21 protein-coding genes are annotated in these 20,836 nt (G+C 72.7%); 9 read left to right on the forward strand and 12 right to left on the reverse strand.

Going from position 1 to position 20,836, the window contains the following annotated elements:
- Positions 1–247: 247 nt before the first annotated feature.
- Positions 248–1,186, forward strand: a complete 939-nt coding sequence (locus E1292_RS06180) for a SpoIIE family protein phosphatase (RefSeq protein WP_132592887.1) — start codon at positions 248–250, stop codon at positions 1,184–1,186.
- Positions 1,187–1,521: 335 nt separating this feature from the next.
- Here E1292_RS06180 and E1292_RS06185 read toward each other — a convergent pair whose 3' ends face one another.
- Positions 1,522–1,965, reverse strand: coding sequence for a hypothetical protein (locus tag E1292_RS06185; RefSeq protein ID WP_220446683.1), 444 nt, complete (start codon positions 1,963–1,965; stop codon positions 1,522–1,524).
- Positions 1,966–2,395: 430 nt separating this feature from the next.
- On the opposite strand from E1292_RS06185, the gene E1292_RS06190 reads away from it, so the two are divergent.
- Positions 2,396–3,388, forward strand: a complete 993-nt coding sequence (locus E1292_RS06190; protein ID WP_132592889.1) for an endonuclease/exonuclease/phosphatase family protein — start codon at positions 2,396–2,398, stop codon at positions 3,386–3,388.
- A gap of 147 nt (positions 3,389–3,535) precedes the next feature.
- Here E1292_RS06190 and E1292_RS06195 read toward each other — a convergent pair whose 3' ends face one another.
- On the reverse strand, positions 3,536–3,724 hold the full coding sequence (locus E1292_RS06195) for a hypothetical protein (protein WP_132503917.1): 189 nt from the start codon (positions 3,722–3,724) through the stop codon (positions 3,536–3,538).
- 258 nt (positions 3,725–3,982) lie between these two features.
- Between E1292_RS06195 and E1292_RS06200 the strand changes: the two genes are divergently transcribed.
- The 4 genes from E1292_RS06200 (at position 3,983) to E1292_RS06210 (ending at position 7,572) form a co-directional block, all read left to right on the forward strand.
- Positions 3,983–4,915, forward strand: coding sequence for a helix-turn-helix domain-containing protein (locus E1292_RS06200; protein WP_165974408.1), 933 nt, complete (start codon positions 3,983–3,985; stop codon positions 4,913–4,915).
- Positions 4,916–5,172: 257 nt separating this feature from the next.
- The gene (locus tag E1292_RS06205) at positions 5,173–6,174 is read left to right on the forward strand and encodes an ArsR/SmtB family transcription factor (RefSeq protein WP_132592893.1); all 1,002 of its coding nucleotides are present in this window, start codon (positions 5,173–5,175) and stop codon (positions 6,172–6,174) included.
- Between the two features lie 19 nt (positions 6,175–6,193).
- Positions 6,194–6,472, forward strand: a complete 279-nt coding sequence (locus E1292_RS50930) for a hypothetical protein (RefSeq protein ID WP_165974409.1) — start codon at positions 6,194–6,196, stop codon at positions 6,470–6,472.
- On the forward strand, positions 6,469–7,572 hold the full coding sequence (locus E1292_RS06210) for a transglycosylase SLT domain-containing protein (protein WP_165974410.1): 1,104 nt from the start codon (positions 6,469–6,471) through the stop codon (positions 7,570–7,572). The genes E1292_RS50930 and E1292_RS06210 overlap by 4 nt, the downstream gene beginning before the upstream one ends.
- Here E1292_RS06210 and eccB read toward each other — a convergent pair.
- Positions 7,566–8,966 (reverse strand): type VII secretion protein EccB, encoded by a 1,401-nt coding sequence (eccB, locus tag E1292_RS06215; protein WP_132592897.1) that lies wholly within the window; start codon positions 8,964–8,966, stop codon positions 7,566–7,568. The genes E1292_RS06210 and eccB overlap by 7 nt on opposite strands.
- A 149-nt stretch (positions 8,967–9,115) precedes the next feature.
- Between eccB and E1292_RS06220 the strand changes: the two genes are divergently transcribed.
- Both E1292_RS06220 and E1292_RS06225 read left to right on the forward strand, forming a co-directional pair.
- The gene (locus E1292_RS06220; protein WP_132592899.1) at positions 9,116–9,433 is read left to right on the forward strand and encodes a hypothetical protein; all 318 of its coding nucleotides are present in this window, start codon (positions 9,116–9,118) and stop codon (positions 9,431–9,433) included.
- The gene (locus E1292_RS06225) at positions 9,430–10,272 is read left to right on the forward strand and encodes a hypothetical protein (RefSeq protein WP_132592901.1); all 843 of its coding nucleotides are present in this window, start codon (positions 9,430–9,432) and stop codon (positions 10,270–10,272) included. The genes E1292_RS06220 and E1292_RS06225 overlap by 4 nt, the downstream gene beginning before the upstream one ends.
- On the opposite strand, the gene eccD is transcribed toward E1292_RS06225, so the two are convergent.
- Positions 10,269–11,654, reverse strand: a complete 1,386-nt coding sequence (gene eccD, locus E1292_RS06230; protein ID WP_165974411.1) for a type VII secretion integral membrane protein EccD — start codon at positions 11,652–11,654, stop codon at positions 10,269–10,271. The genes E1292_RS06225 and eccD overlap by 4 nt on opposite strands.
- A 103-nt stretch (positions 11,655–11,757) precedes the next feature.
- On the opposite strand from eccD, the gene eccCa reads away from it, so the two are divergent.
- On the forward strand, positions 11,758–15,753 hold the full coding sequence (gene eccCa / locus E1292_RS06235; protein WP_132592905.1) for a type VII secretion protein EccCa: 3,996 nt from the start codon (positions 11,758–11,760) through the stop codon (positions 15,751–15,753).
- A 21-nt stretch (positions 15,754–15,774) separates the two neighbouring features.
- On the opposite strand, the gene E1292_RS06240 is transcribed toward eccCa, so the two are convergent.
- From E1292_RS06240 to mycP, 8 genes are all read right to left on the reverse strand, one after another.
- Positions 15,775–16,203, reverse strand: coding sequence for a YbaB/EbfC family nucleoid-associated protein (locus E1292_RS06240; protein ID WP_132592907.1), 429 nt, complete (start codon positions 16,201–16,203; stop codon positions 15,775–15,777).
- Positions 16,204–16,227: 24 nt separating this feature from the next.
- Positions 16,228–16,995, reverse strand: a complete 768-nt coding sequence (locus tag E1292_RS06245; RefSeq protein WP_132592909.1) for a hypothetical protein — start codon at positions 16,993–16,995, stop codon at positions 16,228–16,230.
- A gap of 12 nt (positions 16,996–17,007) precedes the next feature.
- Positions 17,008–17,367: a hypothetical protein gene (locus E1292_RS06250; protein ID WP_132592911.1), complete on the reverse strand. Its 360-nt coding sequence runs from the start codon at positions 17,365–17,367 to the stop codon at positions 17,008–17,010.
- Positions 17,368–17,371: 4 nt separating this feature from the next.
- Positions 17,372–18,622, reverse strand: coding sequence for a hypothetical protein (locus E1292_RS06255; protein ID WP_132592913.1), 1,251 nt, complete (start codon positions 18,620–18,622; stop codon positions 17,372–17,374).
- Positions 18,623–18,632: 10 nt separating this feature from the next.
- A complete protein-coding gene (locus E1292_RS06260) occupies positions 18,633–18,968 on the reverse strand; it encodes a hypothetical protein (RefSeq protein ID WP_132592915.1) in 336 nt (111 codons plus the stop codon).
- 6 nt (positions 18,969–18,974) lie between these two features.
- Positions 18,975–19,274, reverse strand: a complete 300-nt coding sequence (locus E1292_RS06265; protein ID WP_132592917.1) for a WXG100 family type VII secretion target — start codon at positions 19,272–19,274, stop codon at positions 18,975–18,977.
- A gap of 16 nt (positions 19,275–19,290) precedes the next feature.
- Positions 19,291–19,614, reverse strand: a complete 324-nt coding sequence (locus E1292_RS06270) for a WXG100 family type VII secretion target (RefSeq protein ID WP_165974412.1) — start codon at positions 19,612–19,614, stop codon at positions 19,291–19,293.
- 109 nt (positions 19,615–19,723) lie between these two features.
- On the reverse strand, positions 19,724–20,836 hold a 1,113-nt coding region (gene mycP, locus E1292_RS06275), incomplete at its 5' end, for a type VII secretion-associated serine protease mycosin (protein WP_132592921.1).

Raw genomic sequence — 20,836 nt, forward strand, 5'->3', positions numbered from 1 at the left:
CCGCGGCAGCGGATGGGGAGATGGGTCGCATGGTCGTTTCCTCGGGCCGGCTCTGCTGCGGTCGATCACCGTCCACCCCCGACCCTGATCCACCGTCCACCCACGACCCTGATCCGCCGCTCCCCCTGCGGCATGACGGCTGATCGGCCGTCATCCCCACGACGGCCGAACAGCCGTCAGTCGTGTCTCCTTGTACACGCGTGTACTGATGCGCGGGCCGCTGGGACGCGAAAAGAGAGGGAACCTGATGACCTTCGTGGTGATCCCCATCCTGGTGGGCTGCCTGTCCGTCATGACGGTCCGCGGCCGCAGGGAGAGCTGGCCGGCCGGCCTGCCGGTGGCGCGGCCGAGACTGGTGGCGGCGGGCGGCACGTACGACGGCTCGCGCGGCCGGCCGTCGGACGCGTACGTCATCCAGGAGCGGCTCATCGCGGCGGCGCACGGCGCGGGCGGCACGGAACACGCCCACACCGCCGCGGCCCTCGCCATGGCGGCGGTGGTGGCCGCCCGGCCGCAGCACGCGGGGACGCGGGAGAAGGACCTCGGCGAGTGCGCCCGTGCGGCCCACCGCGCGGGCCGCGTCGCGGCCCTGCCCCATACCGCCGGACCCGCCTCCGCCGAGCCCGGCTCCGCCCTGCCCGACCCCGCCGGACCCGCCTCGGGGGAGCGCGGGCCCACCCTGCCTGGCGCCGCCGGACCCGGCTCGGGAGAGCGCGGGCCCACCCTGTCCGATTCTGCGGGACCCGGCTCTGGCGGCTCCGCCCTGCCCGGCTCTGGCGGGACCGGTCCGGTGAGCTCGCTGGATCTGGTCGTCCTCGACCAGGACCAGCAACCGCGCCTGCGCTACGCCCACGTCGGCGACGGCGCCATCTGGCACTGTGCGAAGGGTGAGGAGCCGCGGCCGCTCACGGCGGCGCACGCGTTCGACGGCGGCCCGATGACGCGCGGGCCCGGCCAGGCGCCGGCGCTCACGCCGGAGACCGGGACGCTGCCCCTGCGCTCAGGCGACCGCGTGGCCATCGTCACGGAGGGCGTGACCCGCGCAATCGGCGCCGCCCGGCTCAAGGCGCTGCTCGCGAGCGGCTCGTCACCTGCCGCCTGCCTGGACCGCCTGTACGACGAGATGGCCGCCCTGGAGCCGGAGGGCGACGCCACGGTGATCATCGCCGACGTGGTCACCGCGTGAGCCTGACGTACGGATCCGGACAGGCCGCCCGGCGAGCAACCCAGAGGGCTCCCGGAGCGTTGCCGAGCCCATGAACGCAACGCTCGTGTGAGGTACCCAGCCGTAGGATCCGGCTTGCCGGAGCGGGTGACCTTTGCCTGGACGACCTGGGGCTTCGTGGAGCCGTGACGTCGGCGGCATCATGGAGCTGTCGGTCGGCCTGATCAGCGCGGGTGGGAGCGTGGCAGGCACAGCGGCCGGAGGTACGCACGTCCCGGCGGATCAACCCCAGTGGCGTGCGTACCTGTAAGACCATTCGGCAACGCGGGCACACTCAGCGGCCGGACTCTCCGCGATCAGTCGCAGTGCCACCGCGAGGGAGGGGAGTACCAGGAGACGTCGACCCCGTTGACCGGGACGCCGCCTCCCCAGTCGACGCACGTATTGGGTGCCTTCACTTTCCGCGGGCCGGCATAGTAGGCATAGTTTCCGCTGTCGGTCTTGTAATCGGTGAAGCCGCCGTTGCTGTTCTGCTTCGCGATGGAGGCCATCATCCACGTCTTGGTTCCCGCGTGCGCGTCCTTCTTCCAGGTGATCACGCAATTGGTGGTTCCGTTGTACAACAGGTAGATGGTGGCTACCGCTCCCAAGTCCTGCTTGTCTATGACGTGGTAACTGCCACCACCGCATTCCTCGATCGGGGACGACGCCGCGTGCGCCGGGCCGCTCACTGCCACGGACCCGGCAACCAGCGCCGCGGTGGCCATTGAGAGCATCGCTTTCCGCCTGAACTCACCCACTGAACTACACCATCCATTCCGCATATGACCTCTTGACGGCCACTACCGGCGCAGATCCCGACCGTCATGCTGAAACGCCGGTAGAGGGCTAGGTAAGCTGCCCGGTTCCGGCGTCGCTCGTACGACTCGCACCGGCGCCCGATCGTCCTGCCCTGCCTGCGAATCACCCCACACGAGGTCGCGTTTCCTTCGTGTTAGCAAGGCGCTCGACCACGACGCCACGATGCGGCGGACGCGATCCCGGCAGCGTTCTCGAGTACTCCGACGCGACGGCCGCCCGACAAGATCGGCTGCACGCTGGGGGCGGCCCAGAACGACGGACGCGGCGCCGCGTCGATCGTGCGGGCCGCGCGCCGTGGGAGCCGCGCAGTATCGTTCCGCAGCCGTTTAGGGTTCAACCTGTGAAACGGTTCGGGGACAGGATGGCGAAGTGAGCGCGGCAGTCGGCGTCGAGAAGGCCACGACGGATGATCCCCCACCGCGCCGGACGAGACGTCGCAGGCGGTGGCTGGCCTGGACGGTCGTCACGCTGCTGGCCGTCTGGGCCGTCATCCGCGCCGGCGGCCTGGAGCAGGGCTCTTTCCTCACCCAGCTCATGACGGTGACGCCCATCGGGGCGGGGCTCGCGGCGCTGACCGCGCTGCTGTCGCTGCTGAGGCGCAACCGCCCGGCCGCGCTCGCCGCCGCCGTGGTGTGCGCGGTGATGGTCTCCATCGTGGCGCCGCGCGCGGTCGCCGCCGAGCAGCCTCCGGCCCAGGGCGCGCCGCTGCGGGTGCTGGCGATCAACCTGTTCACCCGGGCCGACGCCGAGACCGTGGTCGACCTGGTGCGCGAGTACGACGTCGACGTGTTCAGCGCACTGGAGCTCAGCTACGCCGAGGTGGAGCGGCTGGACGCGGCCGGGCTCGCGCGGCTCCTGCCGCACCGCGTGCTGCAGCCCTCCTTCGGCGCCACCGGCAGCGGCATCTTCTCCAAGCATCCGGTGAAGGAGCTGACGGGCCTGTTCACCCCGATCGGGCACAACATGCCCGCCGCGACCGTGACGTTGCCCGGCGGGGGCACGGTCGAGTTCGTGGCCGTGCATCCCAACCCGCCGCTCGGCCGCAAGACGGAGGAGTGGAACGCCGCCCTGCGCGCCTTTCCCCCGGCCGCCTCCTCGACGATCCGGGTGCTGGCCGGCGACTTCAACGCCAGCCTCGACCACCGCGCCATGCGCGACCTGCTCGACCGGGGCTACGTGGACGCCGCCGACCAGGTGGGCAAGGGCCTGGTGCCGACCTGGCCGAGCTTCAGGAAGTTCCCGCCCATCATCTCCATCGACCACATCCTGGCCGACCGTCGGGTGAGCGTGCGCCGGGTGGAGATCTTCGACGTGCCGGGCACCGACCACCGCGGCGTCTTCGCCGAGTTGCGCCTGCCCTGAACGCCCGCGTGGCCGCAGGGGCGCGCCGCTCGCCATCGCGGACGCGGGGGGCGCCGCTCGCCCACACGGGCGCGGAGGCGCAACGCCACACGGAGGCAGCGAGGCGCCCGCTCGCCGTCGGGCGAGCGGGCGCCGTCGGTGCTGCGGTCAGGCCACGTTCTCTTCCCGCGCCCGCTCCAGGGTTTCGAGGTCGAACGCACCCGACTTGACGGCCGCGGTGAAGGACTCCCAGTCGCGGCGGGGCACTTCCAGCACCGTGTCCGGGTGGTCGACGTGGATGACCTCCACGTGATCGTTGATCCGCTTCGCCGCGACGCGGCCGGCGTCGTACGTCATCTGCAGCACTCCTTTCACTAGCCTGCGGAGGTTCCGCCCCGGCCATCCGTTCGCAGGAGGACCGGGGCGGCTGCGGGGAAGCCTTCCATCCGAGGGGCCGACCGGCCACCGGCGCCGGGTCGAGCCTGGATGGGAAATCCCACTCGCGGGCTTCGATCTTTGGGTCTCGGTGCAAAGATGCTCTCCCCGGTTCGGCATCCGCGGGCGGGCCCGTTCGTGACCGCTCGCGCCACGCCTGATCGACATAGGCTTGCCGGTATGCCGCTGGCCGAGCCATGGGACGAAAACCGCGTCCGAGACGGCGATCCCTCGTGCAGGTCGGGGGTCGAGATGCGCGACACCAGCGCGCAGTTCGGGGCCGTGACCGTGGCGAGGAGGAGCTTCGAGCCGCTGCGCCTGTGGCGGGCGGCGGAGCACCCCGAAGACCCCGAGCTGGAGGAGACCTGCCAGCTGCTGGTGCCCATGGCCGGGTCGCTGCAGGTCATCTGGGCCGATGGCCACGCGACGTCGGGGGTCGGCGACCTGCTGGTGCACGACATGACGCGCGTCCTGGCCGCGCGTTTCCGCGCGCCGGAGCGGGGCCTGCGGTTCGAGGCCGCCATGGTCACCGTGCCCCGGTCTCTGGTCTCCCTGCCCACGCACCAGGTGGACGCGATGCTGGGCAGCAGCATGTCGGCCACCGACGGCATCGGCGCCCTGCTGGCGAGCTTCATCACCGGGCTGGCGGAAAACCCGGGCACCTACCGGCCCGCCGACGCCCCGCGGCTCGGCATGGTGGTGCTCGACCTGGTCTCCGCGCTCCTCGCGCACGCCATCGAGACCAGCCCCGTCATCCCGCCCGCCAACCGTGAGGCGCTGATCCTGCGCGTCCAGGCGTTCGTCCAGGAGCACCTGCGCGACCCCGGCCTGGGCCCTCGCGCGCTGGCCGTCGAGCACCACATCTCCACCAGCTACCTGCACCGGCTCTTCCAGAGGCAGGGCAGCACGGTCGGCGGCTACATCAGGGCTCAGCGGCTCGACCGCGCCCGGCGCGATCTGGCCGATCCCGCCCTGCGGGATGTGCCGATCCACAGCATCGCGGCCAAGTGGGGTTTCTCGCACGCCGCCGACTTCAGCCGGGCCTTCCGCCGGGCCTACGGAGTGTCGCCCCGGGACTTCCGGCGTGAGGCGGTCCACACGGCTCCGCGCTGACGGGGCTCCGGCCAAGGAAGCCGGCTCAGGTCGTTCGTCGCTGCTCAGATGAGGCTGTACAGCACTTTTTTAGTGAGAAGTTAGCGGTGGTGCGTATGTTGACGAACCCAATCGCGACACGACACCACACAGAGGACATGTCATGCAGCTGACCTCAAAGCAGACGTACAACCACGCAACCGTCCGGAGTGTCCGCATTACCTAGAGCTTCGCGAAGCACTGCTCCAGTGATGACAGCGCTGCCTACAGTCCCCCCCATGAGGGCTCGCGTAAAGAGCACCGAGGCGTGGAGCGAGCTGCGTTTCACCTCCACGCCGCAGATCTCCATCTCCATCTCCCCCCACCTGACCGTGCTCGCCATGATCGCCGACGCCCTCGCGGGCCGTCGCCGCGGCCTGCCCGAGCTCTGGCGGAGGGCGATCAGCGCGCGCGTCGGCCCGCACGGGCACGAGGCCGTGCGACCGCTGGCCGTGCTCGGTCGCACGGTCGCGCCCGACAGTCTCGTGGCGAGATCCCCGATCGACGCGGACGTCACCGTGCAAAGTCAGATCAGCGCGCTCCAGGACACTTCGCCGGACGCTCTGATCAAGGACTTGGAGCAGACGTTCGGGCCGGGGGCGCCGCCGGCGCACTGGCGCGCGGCCGCCGAACGGCCGGGCCGCTGGCTGCGCGGCTACGCCGGTGCCCTGGCCGACGTCTGGAACACCACGGAACCCCTGTGGAAGCGGGCCCGCCCGCTGCTCGAAAGGGAGATCGAGCGCGTGGGCGTGGCGACCGTGCGCGGCCGCCCCGAGCTGCTGTTCGGCTCGCTCAGTGACCGCATCGTCAGCACCGAGCGCGGCCTGCTCATCTCCGACCCTGAGTCCGGCGGGTACGAGCTGGGCGAGCGCAGGATCGTCCTGGTGCCGACGCTGGCCGGCAAGGACTCCGTGATCGTCAGCCTGGACGACCCGGAGGCGGTGTGGATCGCCTATCCGGTGCGGGGCGCCGAATCGTTGTGGCGCAAACCGGTCAGGCCCTCGGTGGACGAGTTGTCCGCGCTCGTCGGCCCGATCAGGGCGGACCTGCTCTGCGCGCTCGACCAGCCCATGACCATGTCCATGCTGGCGGCGGACATGAAGATCGCCCCGAGCGGGCTCACGTACCACTGCGACCGGCTGCGCGCCGGGCGGTTGATCACGCGGGAGCGTCGCGGGCGTGAGGTGTGGATCGCCCGCACCCGCCGGGCGGAGGAGCTGCTGGAGCTCTTTCGGCGCTGAGGAGAGAGGGGAAGTCAGCGTGGGACTCACGTTCCACCGCGGCGCGCTGGAGACGTGCGCGACCGCGGCCAGGTCGGCGTCCGGGGCCTTCGCGGCGTCGGCGGGCCAGGCACCGGACGTGCCCGCCTTCGGGAACGTGTCCGGGTCGGCGGCGATGGCGAAGGCAGCGGGCGACCTGCTACGGGCCGCCGAGCAGGCGGCCAAGACCCTGGGCGGACGCCTGGAGGCGGTGGAGCGCACTCTCGACGCCGTCGAGCGCACGGTCGTCGCCGCCGACGGCGCCGCGGTCCAGCGGTGAGCGCTCTCGACGACGTCAGGGCCGCGCCGGGCGGCGGCGAGCTGGCCGACCTGGCGGCCCGGGTGATCGGGGCGCCGGAGACGATCACCGCGGCGGCCGGTGCCTGGCGCACCGCCGCGGGCACCGCCGGGGAGCACACCGGCGCGCTGCGCGATGCGGTCTCCGACGTGGACGAGGCGTGGCAGGGGGCCGGCGCAGACGCGTTCACCGGCTACATGGGCCGGCTCGCGGGCTGCGGCGAACGGTACCAGCAGGCGTTGCGGGACTGCGCGGGCCACCTCGACACCGCCGCGAGCACGCTGAGCTCGGCCGAGACGCTGGCGCTGGAGATCTGCCAAGGCTACGCCTCCGCCGCCGCGGAGGTGCGCGGGCGCATGCCCCCGCCCACCGAGGAGCAGGTCGCCCAGAGCATGCAGCCCGCGCTCGGCGAGGCCCGTACGGCGCTGCAGAAGCTGGTCACCGACACCGGCAAGACGCTCGACGACCTCGCGGGCAAGCTCCAGAACGCGCTCGGCACGATCCCGGACGTCGCCAAGGAGCTGCCGGAGCCGGACGCGCAGCCTTTCGCGCCCGCCCCGGGCAGGAGGCTCGACTGGTCGCCTGCCGAGGTGAAGCCGCCCGCCACCGAGCTGGCCTCGTCGCCGGGCTCGAAGGGCGGCTCGGGCGGATCCAGCGGGTACGGCGGCTTCGGCGGGTACGGCCCCAGCGGCCCGCCACCGCCCGGAGGCGGCCCCGCCCCTCAGGGCCAGGTCGCCGACTGGATCAACCAGGCGATCACCATTCTCCGGGCCAGGGGCGTGCCCCTGGAGAAGATGAACCCGAACGACATCTGGATGATCATCAAGCACGAGTCGGGCGGGAACCCGCACGCCATCAACAACTGGGATTCCAACGCGGCGAAGGGCACGCCGTCGAAGGGCCTGATGCAGACCATCGACCCGACGTTCCACGCCCACAAGCTGCCCGGACACGGCAACATCTACAACCCGGTCGACAACATCATTGCGGGCGTGCGCTACGCCATCGACCGCTACGGCTCGGTCTCGAACGTGCCGGGCGTGGTCGGCATGAAGACCGGCAGCGGCTACCGCGGCTACTGAGCCTGCTCGAACGCGGGCTTGGCCGCCCGCGCGGGGTCCAGCACGGGGCCCTCGGGGATGAGCTGGAGCACGTTCGCCGGCACGGGCGTGGCCTGGCTCGCGTCGTAGCCGAGCTTGCCCAGCACGTCGGCGCCCGGCACGGCGTAGCGGCGTCCGTCGGGGGTGACCAGGTAGTAGGACTGGACCGCCTTCAGCTGGCCGTCGCCGGGCAGGACGCCGGCCAGCACGGCCTTGCCCGGCGGCAGGCGTACGAGGTCGGTGGCGTCGCCGTGCGCCTGGGGCAGCGTGGCGCCGGTCGTGAGGCGGGCGCGGGTGGATCCCGCGCCCGTGTCGGTGTAGACGGCGCACAGCGGGCGGGCAGGGTCGTAGGCGGTCATGCGCGGCATGACCGGCGGCAGTCCGTCGGCGGGGATCGTCGTCCGCGAGCGGGGGGCGGCGTTGGCGGTGGCCGTGTCGATGGCGATTTCCTTCACCGCGCCGCCGCCGTAGGCCTGCCTGCTATCGGGGTCGCTGAGCAGCAGCGTGGCCTGGCCCTGGGTGACGGGGGCGAGCCCGTCGCCCAGCATGACGTACCAGCGGGGCTCGCCGCCGGCCACGCCGTCCGCGCGGAACACCTGGCCCACGGCGGCGGCCTTGCCTCCGGGCCCAGTGACCGGCCTGCCGCGGCCGCTGATGTCGGGCGCGGCCAGGTCGGGCCCCTCCGGCAGCGCGTTGAGCCAGGCGACCGGCACCGGGGCGGGCGCTGTGGGGGTGAGCCCGCGGGCGATGCCGCCCGCCACGCGCATGCGGGTGCCGCGCCAGATGGCCCACTGCCGGCCGCCCACGTCGACGAGGATCGCGTCGCCGTCCGCGACCTGCCTGCCGCCGACCTGGCGACCGGCGACCAGCGTCACGTACGGTTTGCGCCCGGTCGGCTCGGCGCGTTCCTGCACGCAGACGGCCCAGGGGCCCTTGGCCAGGTTCTCGGGGGCGGGCAGCGAGTCGGGGGCGCCGGGGATGCCGATGGGCGCCCCGCGCTCGTACCCGGCCAGGGCCTCCCGCGCCACGACGCGCTCCTTGATCTGCCCTGAGGCGAGCACGAGTCGGGCGGAGGCGTAGTTGGCGACGGGGATGAGTCTGCGCTGGTCGTGGCTGTAGACGTAGCCGGCGCCCGTCTCGCGTTCGATGACGAGCGTGCCGGACTCCTCGATCGACTTCGTGCCGCTGGGGCGCAGCAGGCCGTAGACGGCGAAGCCGACGCACAGCAGGACCGCCACCATGATCCCGGCCAGGAACCCGATGTTCTGCCGGCGCAGCGGCCACTCGGGCTGGTTGGGCTGGGCGCGCAGCAGGGCCAGCCCGATGCGCTGGACGGTGAGGCGGTACGCCTGGTAAAGGTCGCGCTGGCTGTGCACTAACGCCCCTTGCTTCCCACTAGTACTTACTAAACCCAATTTATCGGGATAAAAGATGCGAAGCCGCACGGTATCGCAGAGGCGAACAATGATGGGCCGGTGAATGACGTTCCCGGCCACTCCCCCGGCCGCGTTCCACAATGATGATCGTGAATCAGGACACCCGCTACATCACTCCCGACGCGATCGGCGAGGTGCGCCGCGACCTCAGGGAGGACCTGCTGCCGCTCCTTGCGGAGATCCGCCGGATCCTCGAGGAGAACAGGTCGCTCGACTTCCCCGGGTGGGGGCCGCTGGGCGAGTGGACGGCGGGCGCGCTCTACCGGTCGCTCATCGACGCGTTCGTCCGTGACACCGACGCGGCGCTCGGCGTCGTCAGGACGTGGGAGGGCGAGCACCTGCGCTTCGCCGAGCACAACTGGCGCGCGGCCGAGGACCTCGCCGTACGGCGGGTGGGGCGGCCGTGACCCGCAGGGTGGCCGGACGGGCCAGGGACGGCTCCCCGCTGCGCCCGCTGCCGAAGATCCCGCCCGATCCCAGGGCCGTGCAGGACATCCTGCGCAAGGCGGGGCGGCTGGAGCCGTCCGTGCTCGTCGGCCTGCTGGCCACCGCCCCGGCCGTGGCGAACGTGCCGGCCATCTGGACGGCCGCCGCCAACCTCCAGGCGGGCGTGGGCGGCCGGCTCGACAAGGGCGCCAACAACGTGCTCACCGGCCTGATCAACGCCTCGGGGCAGAGGTGGATCGCCGAGGACCAGAAGGCGTTCGCCGACGCGGCCGCCGTGCTGCGGACGCACCTCGACGTGCTCCGCACCAACGTGCAGTGGGCGGCGGGGCACGTCGACGGCATCGGCGACGGTTTCCTCGTCTACTGGGGAGCCGCGCTCAAGATTGCGCAGGAGACGTACCTGCGGCTGGCCGCGTTGCAGGTGCTCGCGCTGGCCCCGCAGACCAGGGTGGCGGCGAGGATCGCGATGCGCAGAACGGGCGCGCAGGCGAGCGCGGCGCTGGCCGCGTCGACCGGGCGGCTGGGGCGTTTCCTCGGCTCGCTCGGCTTCAAGGACGTGCTGAGCGGCGTCGCGGCGGGGATCGGCGGCTCGGCCGTCGTGCAGCTCGCGTTCATGCGGCCGGACGGCGGCGCGGCGGTCGACTTCACCGAGGCGGCCGTCGACACCGCGAGGGCGGGCACGTTCGCCGAGCCCGAGCAGGGCAGGCCCCTGCCGGACGCCACGCGGTCCTTCGACTGGCGGGTCAGGACGGCCGGCGGCGACATGAGCCTGGACGACGTGGTCAGGGACAGGAACTAGCCGACCAGGCCGCGGATGGTCTCGTACAGGTCCAGTACGGCCAGCGCCAGCGGGATCAGCGCGATCATCAGCAGGATGTCCATGATGTCGCCCATCCGGCCCCAGAACGGGGACGGCCGCCCGGACGTGAGCCACAACGCCGTGCCCGCCACGCCCAGGGCCAGCACCACCAGCGCGGGGACGATGCCGTAGAGCACCGTCCCGTCCGCCGCCCCGGACACGGCCCCGGCGGCGGCCAGCACCACCCCCGCCATGGCCGTGGTCAGCAGCCAGACGCGCTGGCCACGGCCCTCGAAGACGCGGGCCCGCATGAGCATCGACACCGACAACGCCGCGCTCATCGCGGTCGCGGCCCAGGCGCCGTCGAGGACGAGCAGCACCTGGGCGCCGAGCACGACGAGTGCCACCCCGCCGAGCAGCCCGCCGCAGAAGCGGTCGGCGACCACCGTCTTGTCGATCACCAGCTCGCCGTCGAGGTCGCTGCCCTCGCGCCGCAGTTCCTCGGCCGTCGTCGGCAGCGCGGGCAGCGGCATGCCCGCCAGCCGGAACGACAGGGACGGGATCGCCGTCGTCAGCCCCACCGCGAGCGCCGCCAGCACCGCCGCCACCCCGGCCGCGGCCAGGTCGAAGCCCATGACCAGCCCCGACGCCAGCAGCCCGCAGAACGCGGCGGCGGCCACGCCGAGGAACGCCGGCAACCCTTCCGCGACCGCGAACCCGGTCGCCGTGGCCAGCATCAGCACCACGCCGCAGGCGGACAGCAGGTTGGCCGGCTGGAGGATGGCGCCGTCCGTGGCCGGCCCGAGCAGCCCGGCGACGAACCCGTACGGCAGGGCCGCGTACCCGATGACCGCGCCCGACCGCGCGTCGCCGAGCGCCCGTGACAGCGCCGCCGCGACCAGCAGCAGGACCAGCGCGACGACCCCCGCGACCAGGGCCGCGGGCGCCCAGGGCGGCCCGGTCGCGAGCAGCGCGGCGGCGCCCGTGCCGAGCAGGGCGGCGGCGGCGCGCAGGCCGTAGGACCTGGTGGTGGCCGGCTGCCAGCGGCCGGTGCGCTCCAGCACGCCCGTCGCGACAGCGTCGGCCACGTCGTCGAAGACGACCTCCGGCAGCTCGTGCCCGCGCGGGCGCAGGTGCAGCAGTTCGCCGTCGCGCACGGCCAGCTCGGACAGCGTGGCGTCGAGGCCGAACGGCGGCCCGCCGAGCCGCTGGAGCACCCAGCCGCCGTGGGCCAGGCCCGCCTCCGCGAGCCCCTCCCCCGCGATGCGCAGGAGGGTGGGCAGCAGGTTGCCCAGCGGCATGTCGGGCGGCAGGCCGACGTCCAGGAATCCGCGCGGGGTCACGACGGTGACCCGGCACAGGTCGGTTCCGGTGGCACTCACCCAGCCGAGTTTATGGATTGCCCATCGTGCGCGACGCGCTAAAAACATCGAGGAATTTTGAAATATCGCATATAACGCTATGTCAGAGGCTTTTATGGCTCTGATGAGTGGCAGCCTGATCGTGGTCCGCAGGCCCGAGCGGCGCACCCCGCCCGAGCCTCCCGGCGGCGAGGTGTTGCTGGAGTCGCCTCCGGAGATCCCCGAGACCGTGACCGGCGGCGGGCTGACACAGTTGCTGACGTACCTGCCCATGATCGCCGGGGCCGGGGCGATGGCGCTGATGGTCACCGGCGGCGGCACCGGCAACCCGATCATGATGGTGTCCAGCGGCCTGTTCGCGGTCTCCATGATCGGCATGACCGTGGGCCAGATGATGCGCAACGCCGGCGAGCGCAAGAACCAGCTCAACGGCCAGCGCCGCGACTACTACCGATACCTCGAACAGGTCAGAAAGCGGGTCCGCGGCGCCGCCGCGCAGCAACACCGGGCCATGTCGTGGAACCATCCCGACCCTGCCGCCCTCTGGTCGCTGGTGATGACCAGCCGGCTGTGGGAGCGGCGGCCCCGCGACGACGACTTCGCCCAGATCAGGATCGCCACCTCGGCGCAGCGGCTGGCGCTGCCGATGATCCCGCCGGAGACCAAGCCGATCGAGGACCTCGACCCGATGACGGCGGGCGCGCTGCGGCGCTTCGTCCGCACTCACGCCACCGTTCCGGGGCTGCCGGTCGCGCTGGCGCTGCACTCGTTCGCCAGGATCGCGATCACCGGGGATCCGGTGGCCGTGCGCGACCTCGTCCGCGCCGCGCTGGCGCAGGCGGCCGCGCTGCACTCGCCGGAGGAGCTGCGGATCTCGGTGTGCGCAGGCGGGGAACGGGCCGCCGAATGGGAGCCGGTGAAGTGGCTGCCGCACGCCCTGCACCCGACCGAGGAGGACGGCGCCGGCCCGGTACGGCTGGTGGTGCGCGACCTCGGCGAGCTGGACGCCCTGCTGGCGTTCGAGCTGAAGGACCGGCCCCGGTTCAGCAAGGGGCTCGCGCCGGACGCGCTGCCGTACCACGTCGTGGTGGTCGACGGCGGCACGGTGCCCGCGGGCAGCCAGCTCGCCCTGGACGTCATCGAGGGCGTCACCGTCATCGACCTCGGCGGGGCGACCCCGCAGGCGCCCGCGCAGCTCACCCTGCGCCTCGACGTCGGCCCCGACGAGGTGGTCAGGGTCGTCGAGGACGAGCTCGGAAAGGAGCTCAGGTCGGGGCTCGGCCGGCCCGACCGGATGGCGCGGCCCGCGTTCGCCGCCCTGGTCAGGCAGCTCGCGCCTATGCGCGCAGGCTCCGGCGGCAAGGAGGAGCAGCAGGACGTGTTCGCCACGAACACGACCCTCACCGACCTGCTCAGGATCGGCGACGCGCGGCGGTTGTCGCCCGCGTCCACCTGGCAAGCCCGCCCGGTCAGGAACCGGCTGCGGGTCCCGATCGGGCTCGGCGCCGACGGGCGGCCGGTCGAGCTCGACATCAAGGAGGCCGCGCAGGGCGGCATGGGACCGCATGGGCTGGTGGTCGGCGCGACCGGTTCGGGCAAGTCGGAACTGCTGCGCACGCTGGTGCTGGCGCTGGCGATCACGCACTCGTCCGAGACGCTGAACTTCGTGCTCGTCGACTTCAAGGGCGGCGCCACCTTCCTCGGCCTCGACGCGCTGCCGCACGTCTCGGCCGTCATCACCAACCTGGAGGACGAGCTGCCCCTGGTCGACCGCATGCACGACGCGCTCCACGGCGAGATGGTGCGCCGCCAGGAGCTGCTGCGCGCGGCCGGCAACCACGCCTCGCTGCGCGACTACGAGCAGGCCCGCGAGCAGGGCGCCGACCTGCGTCCGCTGCCGACGCTGTTCATCGTGCTGGACGAGTTCAGCGAGCTGCTGACGGCCAAACCGGAGTTCGCCGAGCTGTTCGTGATGATCGGGCGGCTCGGACGGTCGCTGGGCGTGCACCTGCTGCTGGCCTCGCAGCGGCTGGAGTCGGGGCGGCTGCGCGGGCTGGACACGCACCTGTCGTACCGGATCGGGCTGCGCACCTTCTCGGCGGCCGAGAGCCGGGCCGTGCTCGGGGTGGCGGACGCGTACTCGCTGCCGCCCGAGCCGGGCAACGCCTACCTGATGTTCGAGACCACGGGCATGACGCGGTTCAAGGCCGCGTACGTGTCGGGGCCGTACCAGCCGGACGCGGCGCGCCACCGGGCGGCGCCGACGCGCTCGGGCCACCGCGGGAAGATCATCTGGTACGGCACCGAGCGCGTCCCCCTGCCGCCGGTGACTGAGACGCCCCCGCGGGAGGACGAAGGGGAGAAGCAGGCCAAGCAGGACAGCCTGCTGGACATCGTGGTCGGGCGGCTGACCGGCCAGGGGCCGGCCGCGCACCGGATCTGGCTGCCGCCGCTCAAGGAGCCCACCTCGCTCGACCGCCTGCTGCCGCCCATCGAAGCCACCCCCGGGCACGGCCTCACCGCGGCGGGCGTCGCGCGCGAGCGGCCGGGGAGGCTGCACGCCGTGGCCGCCATCGTGGACAGCCCGTTCGACCAGCGGCGCGACCCGTACTGGCTGGACCTGTCGGGAGCCGGGGGCAACGTCGCCGTCGTCGGCGCGCCGCAGACCGGCAAGAGCACGCTGCTGCGCACGCTGATCGCCTCGCTCGCGCTCACGCACACCCCCAAGGAGGTGCAGTTCTACTGCCTCGACTTCGGCGGCGGCACCCTCTCGTCGTTGTCCGGGCTGCCGCACGTCGGCGGCGTCGCCACCCGGCTCGACGCCGACGCGGTGCGCAGGACCGTGGCCGAGCTGAAGACGCTGCTCGACCGCCGCGAGCGGCTCTTCGTGGAGCGCGGGATCGACTCCATGGCCACCTACCGCAGGATGGTCGCCTCGGGCGCGTACGAGGGCGACGGCTGGGGGGACGTGTTCCTCGTCGTGGACGGCTGGGCGATCGTGCGCCAGGAGTACGAGCAACTCGAACCCGACGTCGGCGACCTCGTCACCCGTGGTCTCGGCTTCGGCATCCACGTCGTCGGCACCGCCAACCGGTGGATGGAGTTCCGTTCGGCCATCCGCGACCTGCTCGGCACCCGGCTGGAACTGAAGCTCGGCGACACGTTCGACAGCGAGATCGACCGCAAGGCGGCGGCCAACGTCCCCGAGGGGGCTCCTGGACGCGGGCTCACCCGCGAGGCGCTGCACTTCCTCGCCGCGCTGCCGCGCATCGACGGCCGTTCCACCGTGGCCGACCTGTCCGACGGCGTGACCGCCTTCGTCGAGGCGGCCGCGGCGGCCTGGCACGACCACCCGGCCCCGCCCGTACGCCTGCTGCCCGCCCTGCTGCCCGCGCACACGCTGCCGCGCGGCACCGGTGACCCGGCCGAAGGAGGGGCCCGCGTGCCGATCGGCATCGACGAGGCCGCCCTGGCGCCCGTGTCGCTGGACTTCGACGCCGACCCGCACTTCGTCGTGTTCGGCGACACCGAGACCGGCAAGACCAACCTGCTGCGCCTGGTCGCCGCCGGCATCGCGGACACGCACACGCCTCTGCAGGCGCGGTTCGTCGTCATCGACTACCGTCGCACGCTGCTCGACGCCACCGACACCGAGCACCGCATCGGCTACGCCGCCTCCAGCACCGCCGCCGCCACCCTGCTGCAGGGCGTGCAGGAGGTGCTGCAGACGCGCCTGCCGCCGCCCGACCTCACCTCGGAACAACTGCGGACGCGCAGCTGGTGGACCGGGCAGGACCTGTACGTGATCGTGGACGACTACGACCTCGTGGCCACCTCCGCCAACCCGCTCACCGTGCTCGGCGACCTGCTGCCGCAGGCCAGGGACATCGGCCTGCACCTGGTGCTGGCCCGGTCCATGGGCGGGGCGGGACGCAGCATGCTCGACCCGATCGTTCGGCGGCTGAAGGAGATGAACTCGCCGGCCGTGCTGCTGTCGGGGCCGAGGGACGAGGGTCAGCTGTTCGGCAACGTACGGCCGCGCAAGCTCCCGGTGGGACGCGGCCTCTACGTGGACCGGCGGTCGGGCGAGAAACTCATCCAGACCGCCTACCTGGGCTGAAGGGCTTCAGGGGAGCGGGTTTCAGGGGCCGAGGTCGCGCTGGATGCGGGCCAGCTCGGCCGTCGCCTGGTCCATGGCGGACTCGTACGCCTCCCGCGCCTCCCGCATGCGCACGTCGGCGGGGTTGTTCCCGGCGGCCAGGTCGAGCGGCCCCTCCCCCAGGACGTCGCGGAGCAGCTCGGCCGACTTGGCCTGCATGTCGGCCAGCGCCTCCGCGATCAGGCTCAGGATCGTCTGCGACAACCGCTGCGAGCCCCACCGCATGGCGCGCGGGTCGATGTCGAGCCCCGTGACGCCCTGCACCGAGCACTCGACCGTCACCAGCTTGCCGGGGTCGCGGGCGACGCCCTTGACGTCGAGCACCTGCCGGTAGAGCTCGTCCAGCTCGGCGGCGGGCCGCTGGGCCTCGGCCACCAGCCGGTCGATGGCCTCCTCGTCGAACTCAGCCATCAGGCGGTCACCCTTCCCCTGTCATCACGCGCTCTGCGCGGGGCCGGTCTGATCCGCGCTTCCCGCAGACCCGGTCAGGTCCGCGCTTGCGGCGGAACCGGGCACCTGCGGCGAGCTCTCCAGCTGGTTGCCGCTGATCCGGTCCGCGACCGCCGACTGGCCCATCGACCCGGCGGTCAGCGCGACCGCGCCGCCCAGCACCGCCTGCTTGACCGGCGACATCTGCGCCAGCTTCTGCACCACCTTGCCGAGCACACCCTTGCCGCTCCCCGCGAGCGTCTTCGCCCTCGCCGCGAGCGTCCCCGCCTGGTGGTCCGCCCTGCGGCCGAACCCGGTCGCGGCCACCTCGGCGGCCGCCCTCGTGAAGGGGTTCGCCGCGGCGACCCTGTGCATCACGCCCGCCGCGAGGATGCTCGCGCCGGTGGCGAAGACGGCCTTGCCCAGGACGTCGTACACGTTGGCGGTGACGCGCAGGGTGTCGGCCGTCGCCCTCGGCGAGGCGGCCTTCTGCGCGACGTCGTCGGAGTAGGCCAGCACGGTGCCCTTGTAGAGCTCGGCGCTGCGGGCGGACCACTCGACGCCGCGCGTGGCGGAGTCCACCGTGCCGGGGTGCCGTTCCAGGGCCGAGGCCAGCCGCTCCCACTCGTCGGCCGCCGCCCGCTGCTGGGCGGTGTCGCCGTACATGAGGGGCAGGAGCAGCGTGGCGTAGCGGGCGCGGCCCCAGCCGAGGAGCATCGAGCCGGTCGCCGCCATGGCCGAACCCTCGACCACCGACCACGGTTGTTCAAGCACGAGGTCTCGCTTTCACGCTTGGATGCCGGTCTGGGACTGGGTTCGCGGGTCGGCCGGCATGTCCGCGGCCAGCCCGGCGGCGCTCGCGTCGCCGTCCACGTAGCCGTTGGCCGTGCTGTACGCCCTGTCGTGGATGTCGGCCACCTGGTCGCGCTTGTCCATCAGATACTTCAGCGCGGCCGCCTTGACCTCGTCCAGCGCCTGCCCGAGCGACCCGCCGAGCAGCCCGAAGGCGCCGTACGCGCCGGACGTGAGCTCGACCTGACCGATGGCCCTGCTCATGGCCTCCAGTTCCCCCATGGGCGCCGCGGCCATGTTCCGGCCCATCTCGCGGATCGACTCCGCCTGTGCTCTGACCGAATCCCGGTTCATGAGCTCACCCCACCACCGGAGGGCCGCAGTCGATCTCGGGCCGGAAGAAGTCACCGTCGCTCTTCGGCGTGAGCGAGCGCCGACCCGAGCGCGCGTCCTGCGGGACCGCTCCGCCCATGGGCAGGAACGGCACGCCGCCGGTCGCCGTCGTGCCCGGCTCCCGCGCGCCCACGGGCGTCACGGTCGGGGACGGGGAGGCGCCCACGACGGGCACGGCGCCCGGCCGCACGGAGGGGCCGGTCTCGGCCGCGACGCTCCTGGTCCGGCCCGGCTCACTGGCGGCGGACGGATCGTGACCCGTGGACGGGTACGGCCCGCCGTCGCGCCTGAGCGAGGGCACGGGGGTCGTGGCGGGCGGGCCGGTCACGGGAACCCCGGCCGGGGGCGTACCTGGCGCGGGCGGGCGCGCTGCCGCGGGGGCGAGCCCGGTCAGCCCGGTCAGCCCGGTCATCGTCGAGGGGGCAACGGGCTGCGGCGTGCCCGCGGTCCCCGTCGGCGGCCCGCCCGCGGTGCCCGCAGGAGGCCCGCCGCCCGTGTTGCCCGGCCCCGGCCCGCCGGCGAGGGCTCCCGGCGGCGAACCGGCGGGCGCGGTCGAAGAGCCCGGCGTCGCGGCCAGGTCGGCGGCGGCCGGAGCCGTGCCGTCGTACGGAGGGGTCCCGTGGCCGCTGCCCAGCGGCGTCGCGATCTGCTCGGGCGGCGGCATGTACGGCGCGGGCGACGCCAGCTCCGCGTCCCAGGGCAGCCGGTCCGGCATGGCCTCGTACGCCTCGTGGTAGACGCCGTTCAATTCCGTCATGAACTTCCGCGCGTCGGCGTTGGGATCGTTGGCCGGCATCGACTGCCCCGCTCCCATACCGCTGGCCTCCACCCAGTACATGCGCTGCTCCGTGGCCTGGTCGAAACGCTCCTTCGCCGAGGCCAGCTCGCGGCTGACCATCTCGAGCGAGGGCGGCACGGCGTCCACGCCGTCCCGCAGCGCCTGAAGGTAGGTCTGAAGGCGCTTCATGCGCGTGAGCATGGCCCCGGCCGACTCCCCGCCCCAGGCGCCGTCGCCCACCAGGCGGGCCGCGCTGTCGCCCAGGGTCGTGATAGTGGTGGTCAGCAGCTCGGACGCCGACCTGTAGGCGTCCGCGACGGGCCCGAACTCCTCCGGCCTGGTCCCCATGACCATCCGCCGGATCTCCTCGCGCCCGCCGTACCCGTCGGGGTTCCCGCCCTGGAGGCTGCCGCTCTTGATCGGCTTCGGTTCCGGCAACGCGTTTCCTCTATCCCTTACGTGGCGACGCGCCGGCTCGCTGGTCGGCGTCCAGCACGGTGCCGGCGGTCGCCGCCAGGTCGTCGACGATTCTCTGGACCTGCTCCATGACGAAGCCGAGCGTGTCACAGATGGACAGCCTGGCCCGGAGCACCGTTCCGACGTACCCCTGGGCGATGTCCCAGGTGCCCGGGGCGGCCGGAGGGAGGTCGGGCATCTGGAACCTGGCTGCCTCCAGCCGGGGCAGCAGTTCCCTGTTCAGCTTGCCTGCCACGTCGAGGAGCGCCTCCGGCCGGCACCTCACGGTGTCGCCCGCGGTGGCCGGGTCGATGAGCGGCTCGTCCACCGCGGCTCAGGTGCCCCAGCGGCGCACGTTGGTGTGCTCGGCGTCCCGCATGATCTGCGTCGCGTCGTGCAGCGCCGGGCCGAAACGCTGCATGGTGTCGCCCATGGCCACCACCGCGTTGTTCCACTCGTTCTTGGCCGCCAGGTAGACGTCCTTGGCGGCGCCGTCCCAGGTCTCCAGGATTTTCAGGTCGCTCTCCAGGTCGGCCAGCTCGCCTGTCAGGTTCGCGTAGGCCCGGCCGAGCTCCGTGGCGATCTCATCCATCTCGTCGAAGTTCGCGAGGATGATCTCTCCGCCACCGTTCATGGTGAATCTCCGTTCGTCAGACTTGGCCGGCGCTCAGCGCGGCCTTGAGCCGTGCGGCGACGTCGCTCGCGTTGGTGTTCGCCTCGTCGTACTGGATGCCCGAGCCCTTCAGGTTCTCCGCGATCGTGTGCAGCGCGTCGATGACCCTCTTGAACTGCGGGTTCCACTCGTTCAGCACCTGCGCGTAGACGGTGGCTGACTGGCCCTGCCACGCGGCGCCGAGCGTCGCCGGGATCTGGGTGAGGCGGTTGTGGATCTGCGTGATGTTCTGGTGGGCGATCAGCGCGCGCTCTGCGGCGCTGTGCTGGCTGCCCGCCTCATAACGTGTGGGCTGTGGCACGTGCACCTCTCGGTCTCGTGGCCCGGAATTCGACCGGGTTCCCGTACTTTCCGATCAACGTAAGTGGGCCGGAACGAGGCGGGCCACCCTTTCAACTTTCCTGTAAGTGTCACTGTGTCGCCCGTGGGGTCCCCCGCACGTTCCCCGCACGCCAGCCCCTGCGACGGGCCCTGGGCAGCATCAACGCCACGAAGACCACCAGCGCGGTGGCGCCGACCGCGCCCGCGGCGATGACGACGGCGATGGCCTGCTTCCGCGCGTCCGGCACCGGCGCCCTGGCCAGCACGATCGGCGGGGCGGCGGCCTTCTCCTCGGTGGCGGGGATCACCGAGGTGACCGCGAGCAGCGGGTTGACGAGGCCGGCTCCGGTGCCCGCCATGCCCCCGCCCTCGGCGGTGCGCTCCAGCCTGCGCTTGATCTGCCAGTGGTCGAGCTCCGGGTGCCTGGCTCTGACCAGCGCGACCACGCCGGACACGAAGGGGGCGGCGAAGCTGGTGCCGTCCAGTCCCGTACGGTAGCCGCCGCCGGTCCAGGCGCTGGTGATCCCGGCTCCCGGGGCGGTGACCGAGATGCGGGTGACGCCGTTGGAGAACTCGGACTTCGCGCCGTCGGGCGAGGCCGAGCCGACCGCGATCACGCCGGGATACTCCGCCGGGTACGCGGCCGCGACCGCGCCGTCGTCCTGCTTGACGTTGCCCGCCGCCGCCACGATCACCGCGTCCTTGTCGTGCGCGTACGTCACGGCCGACTTCAGGGCCGGATGGTCCTGGGCCTGCACGGACACGTTGATCACGTCCGCGCCGAGGTCGGCGGCCCGCCTGATGCCCCTGGCCAGCCGCGACACGTCGCCGGAGCGCCCCTCGGTCTGTTTGATCGACAGGATCCTGGCGTCCGGCGCGACCCCCATCACGGGCACGCCGCGCGAGGTGAGGTCGCGTCCGGCGATGATCCCGGCGACGGCGGTGCCGTGGCCGACGCAGTCACGCTTGTCGGTGCCGGTGAGGTCCTCCTGCCGGACGACCACGCCGGACAACTGCGGGTGCGTGGCGTCCACGCCGCTGTCGACCACGGCCACCGTCACGCCTTCGCCCCTGGTCAGCCGCCACACCCGCTCGAACCGCAGCCGCTGCTGGGGCCACGGCTCGCCGGTGACCTCCGCCACCCCGGGCTCGGGCTCGCAGCGTACGGCGTGCGTGGTCGCGGGGGTGGGGACGGGTGAGGG

The sequence above is a fragment of the Nonomuraea deserti genome (assembly GCF_004348685.1).
Lineage (GTDB): Bacteria > Actinomycetota > Actinomycetes > Streptosporangiales > Streptosporangiaceae > Nonomuraea > Nonomuraea deserti.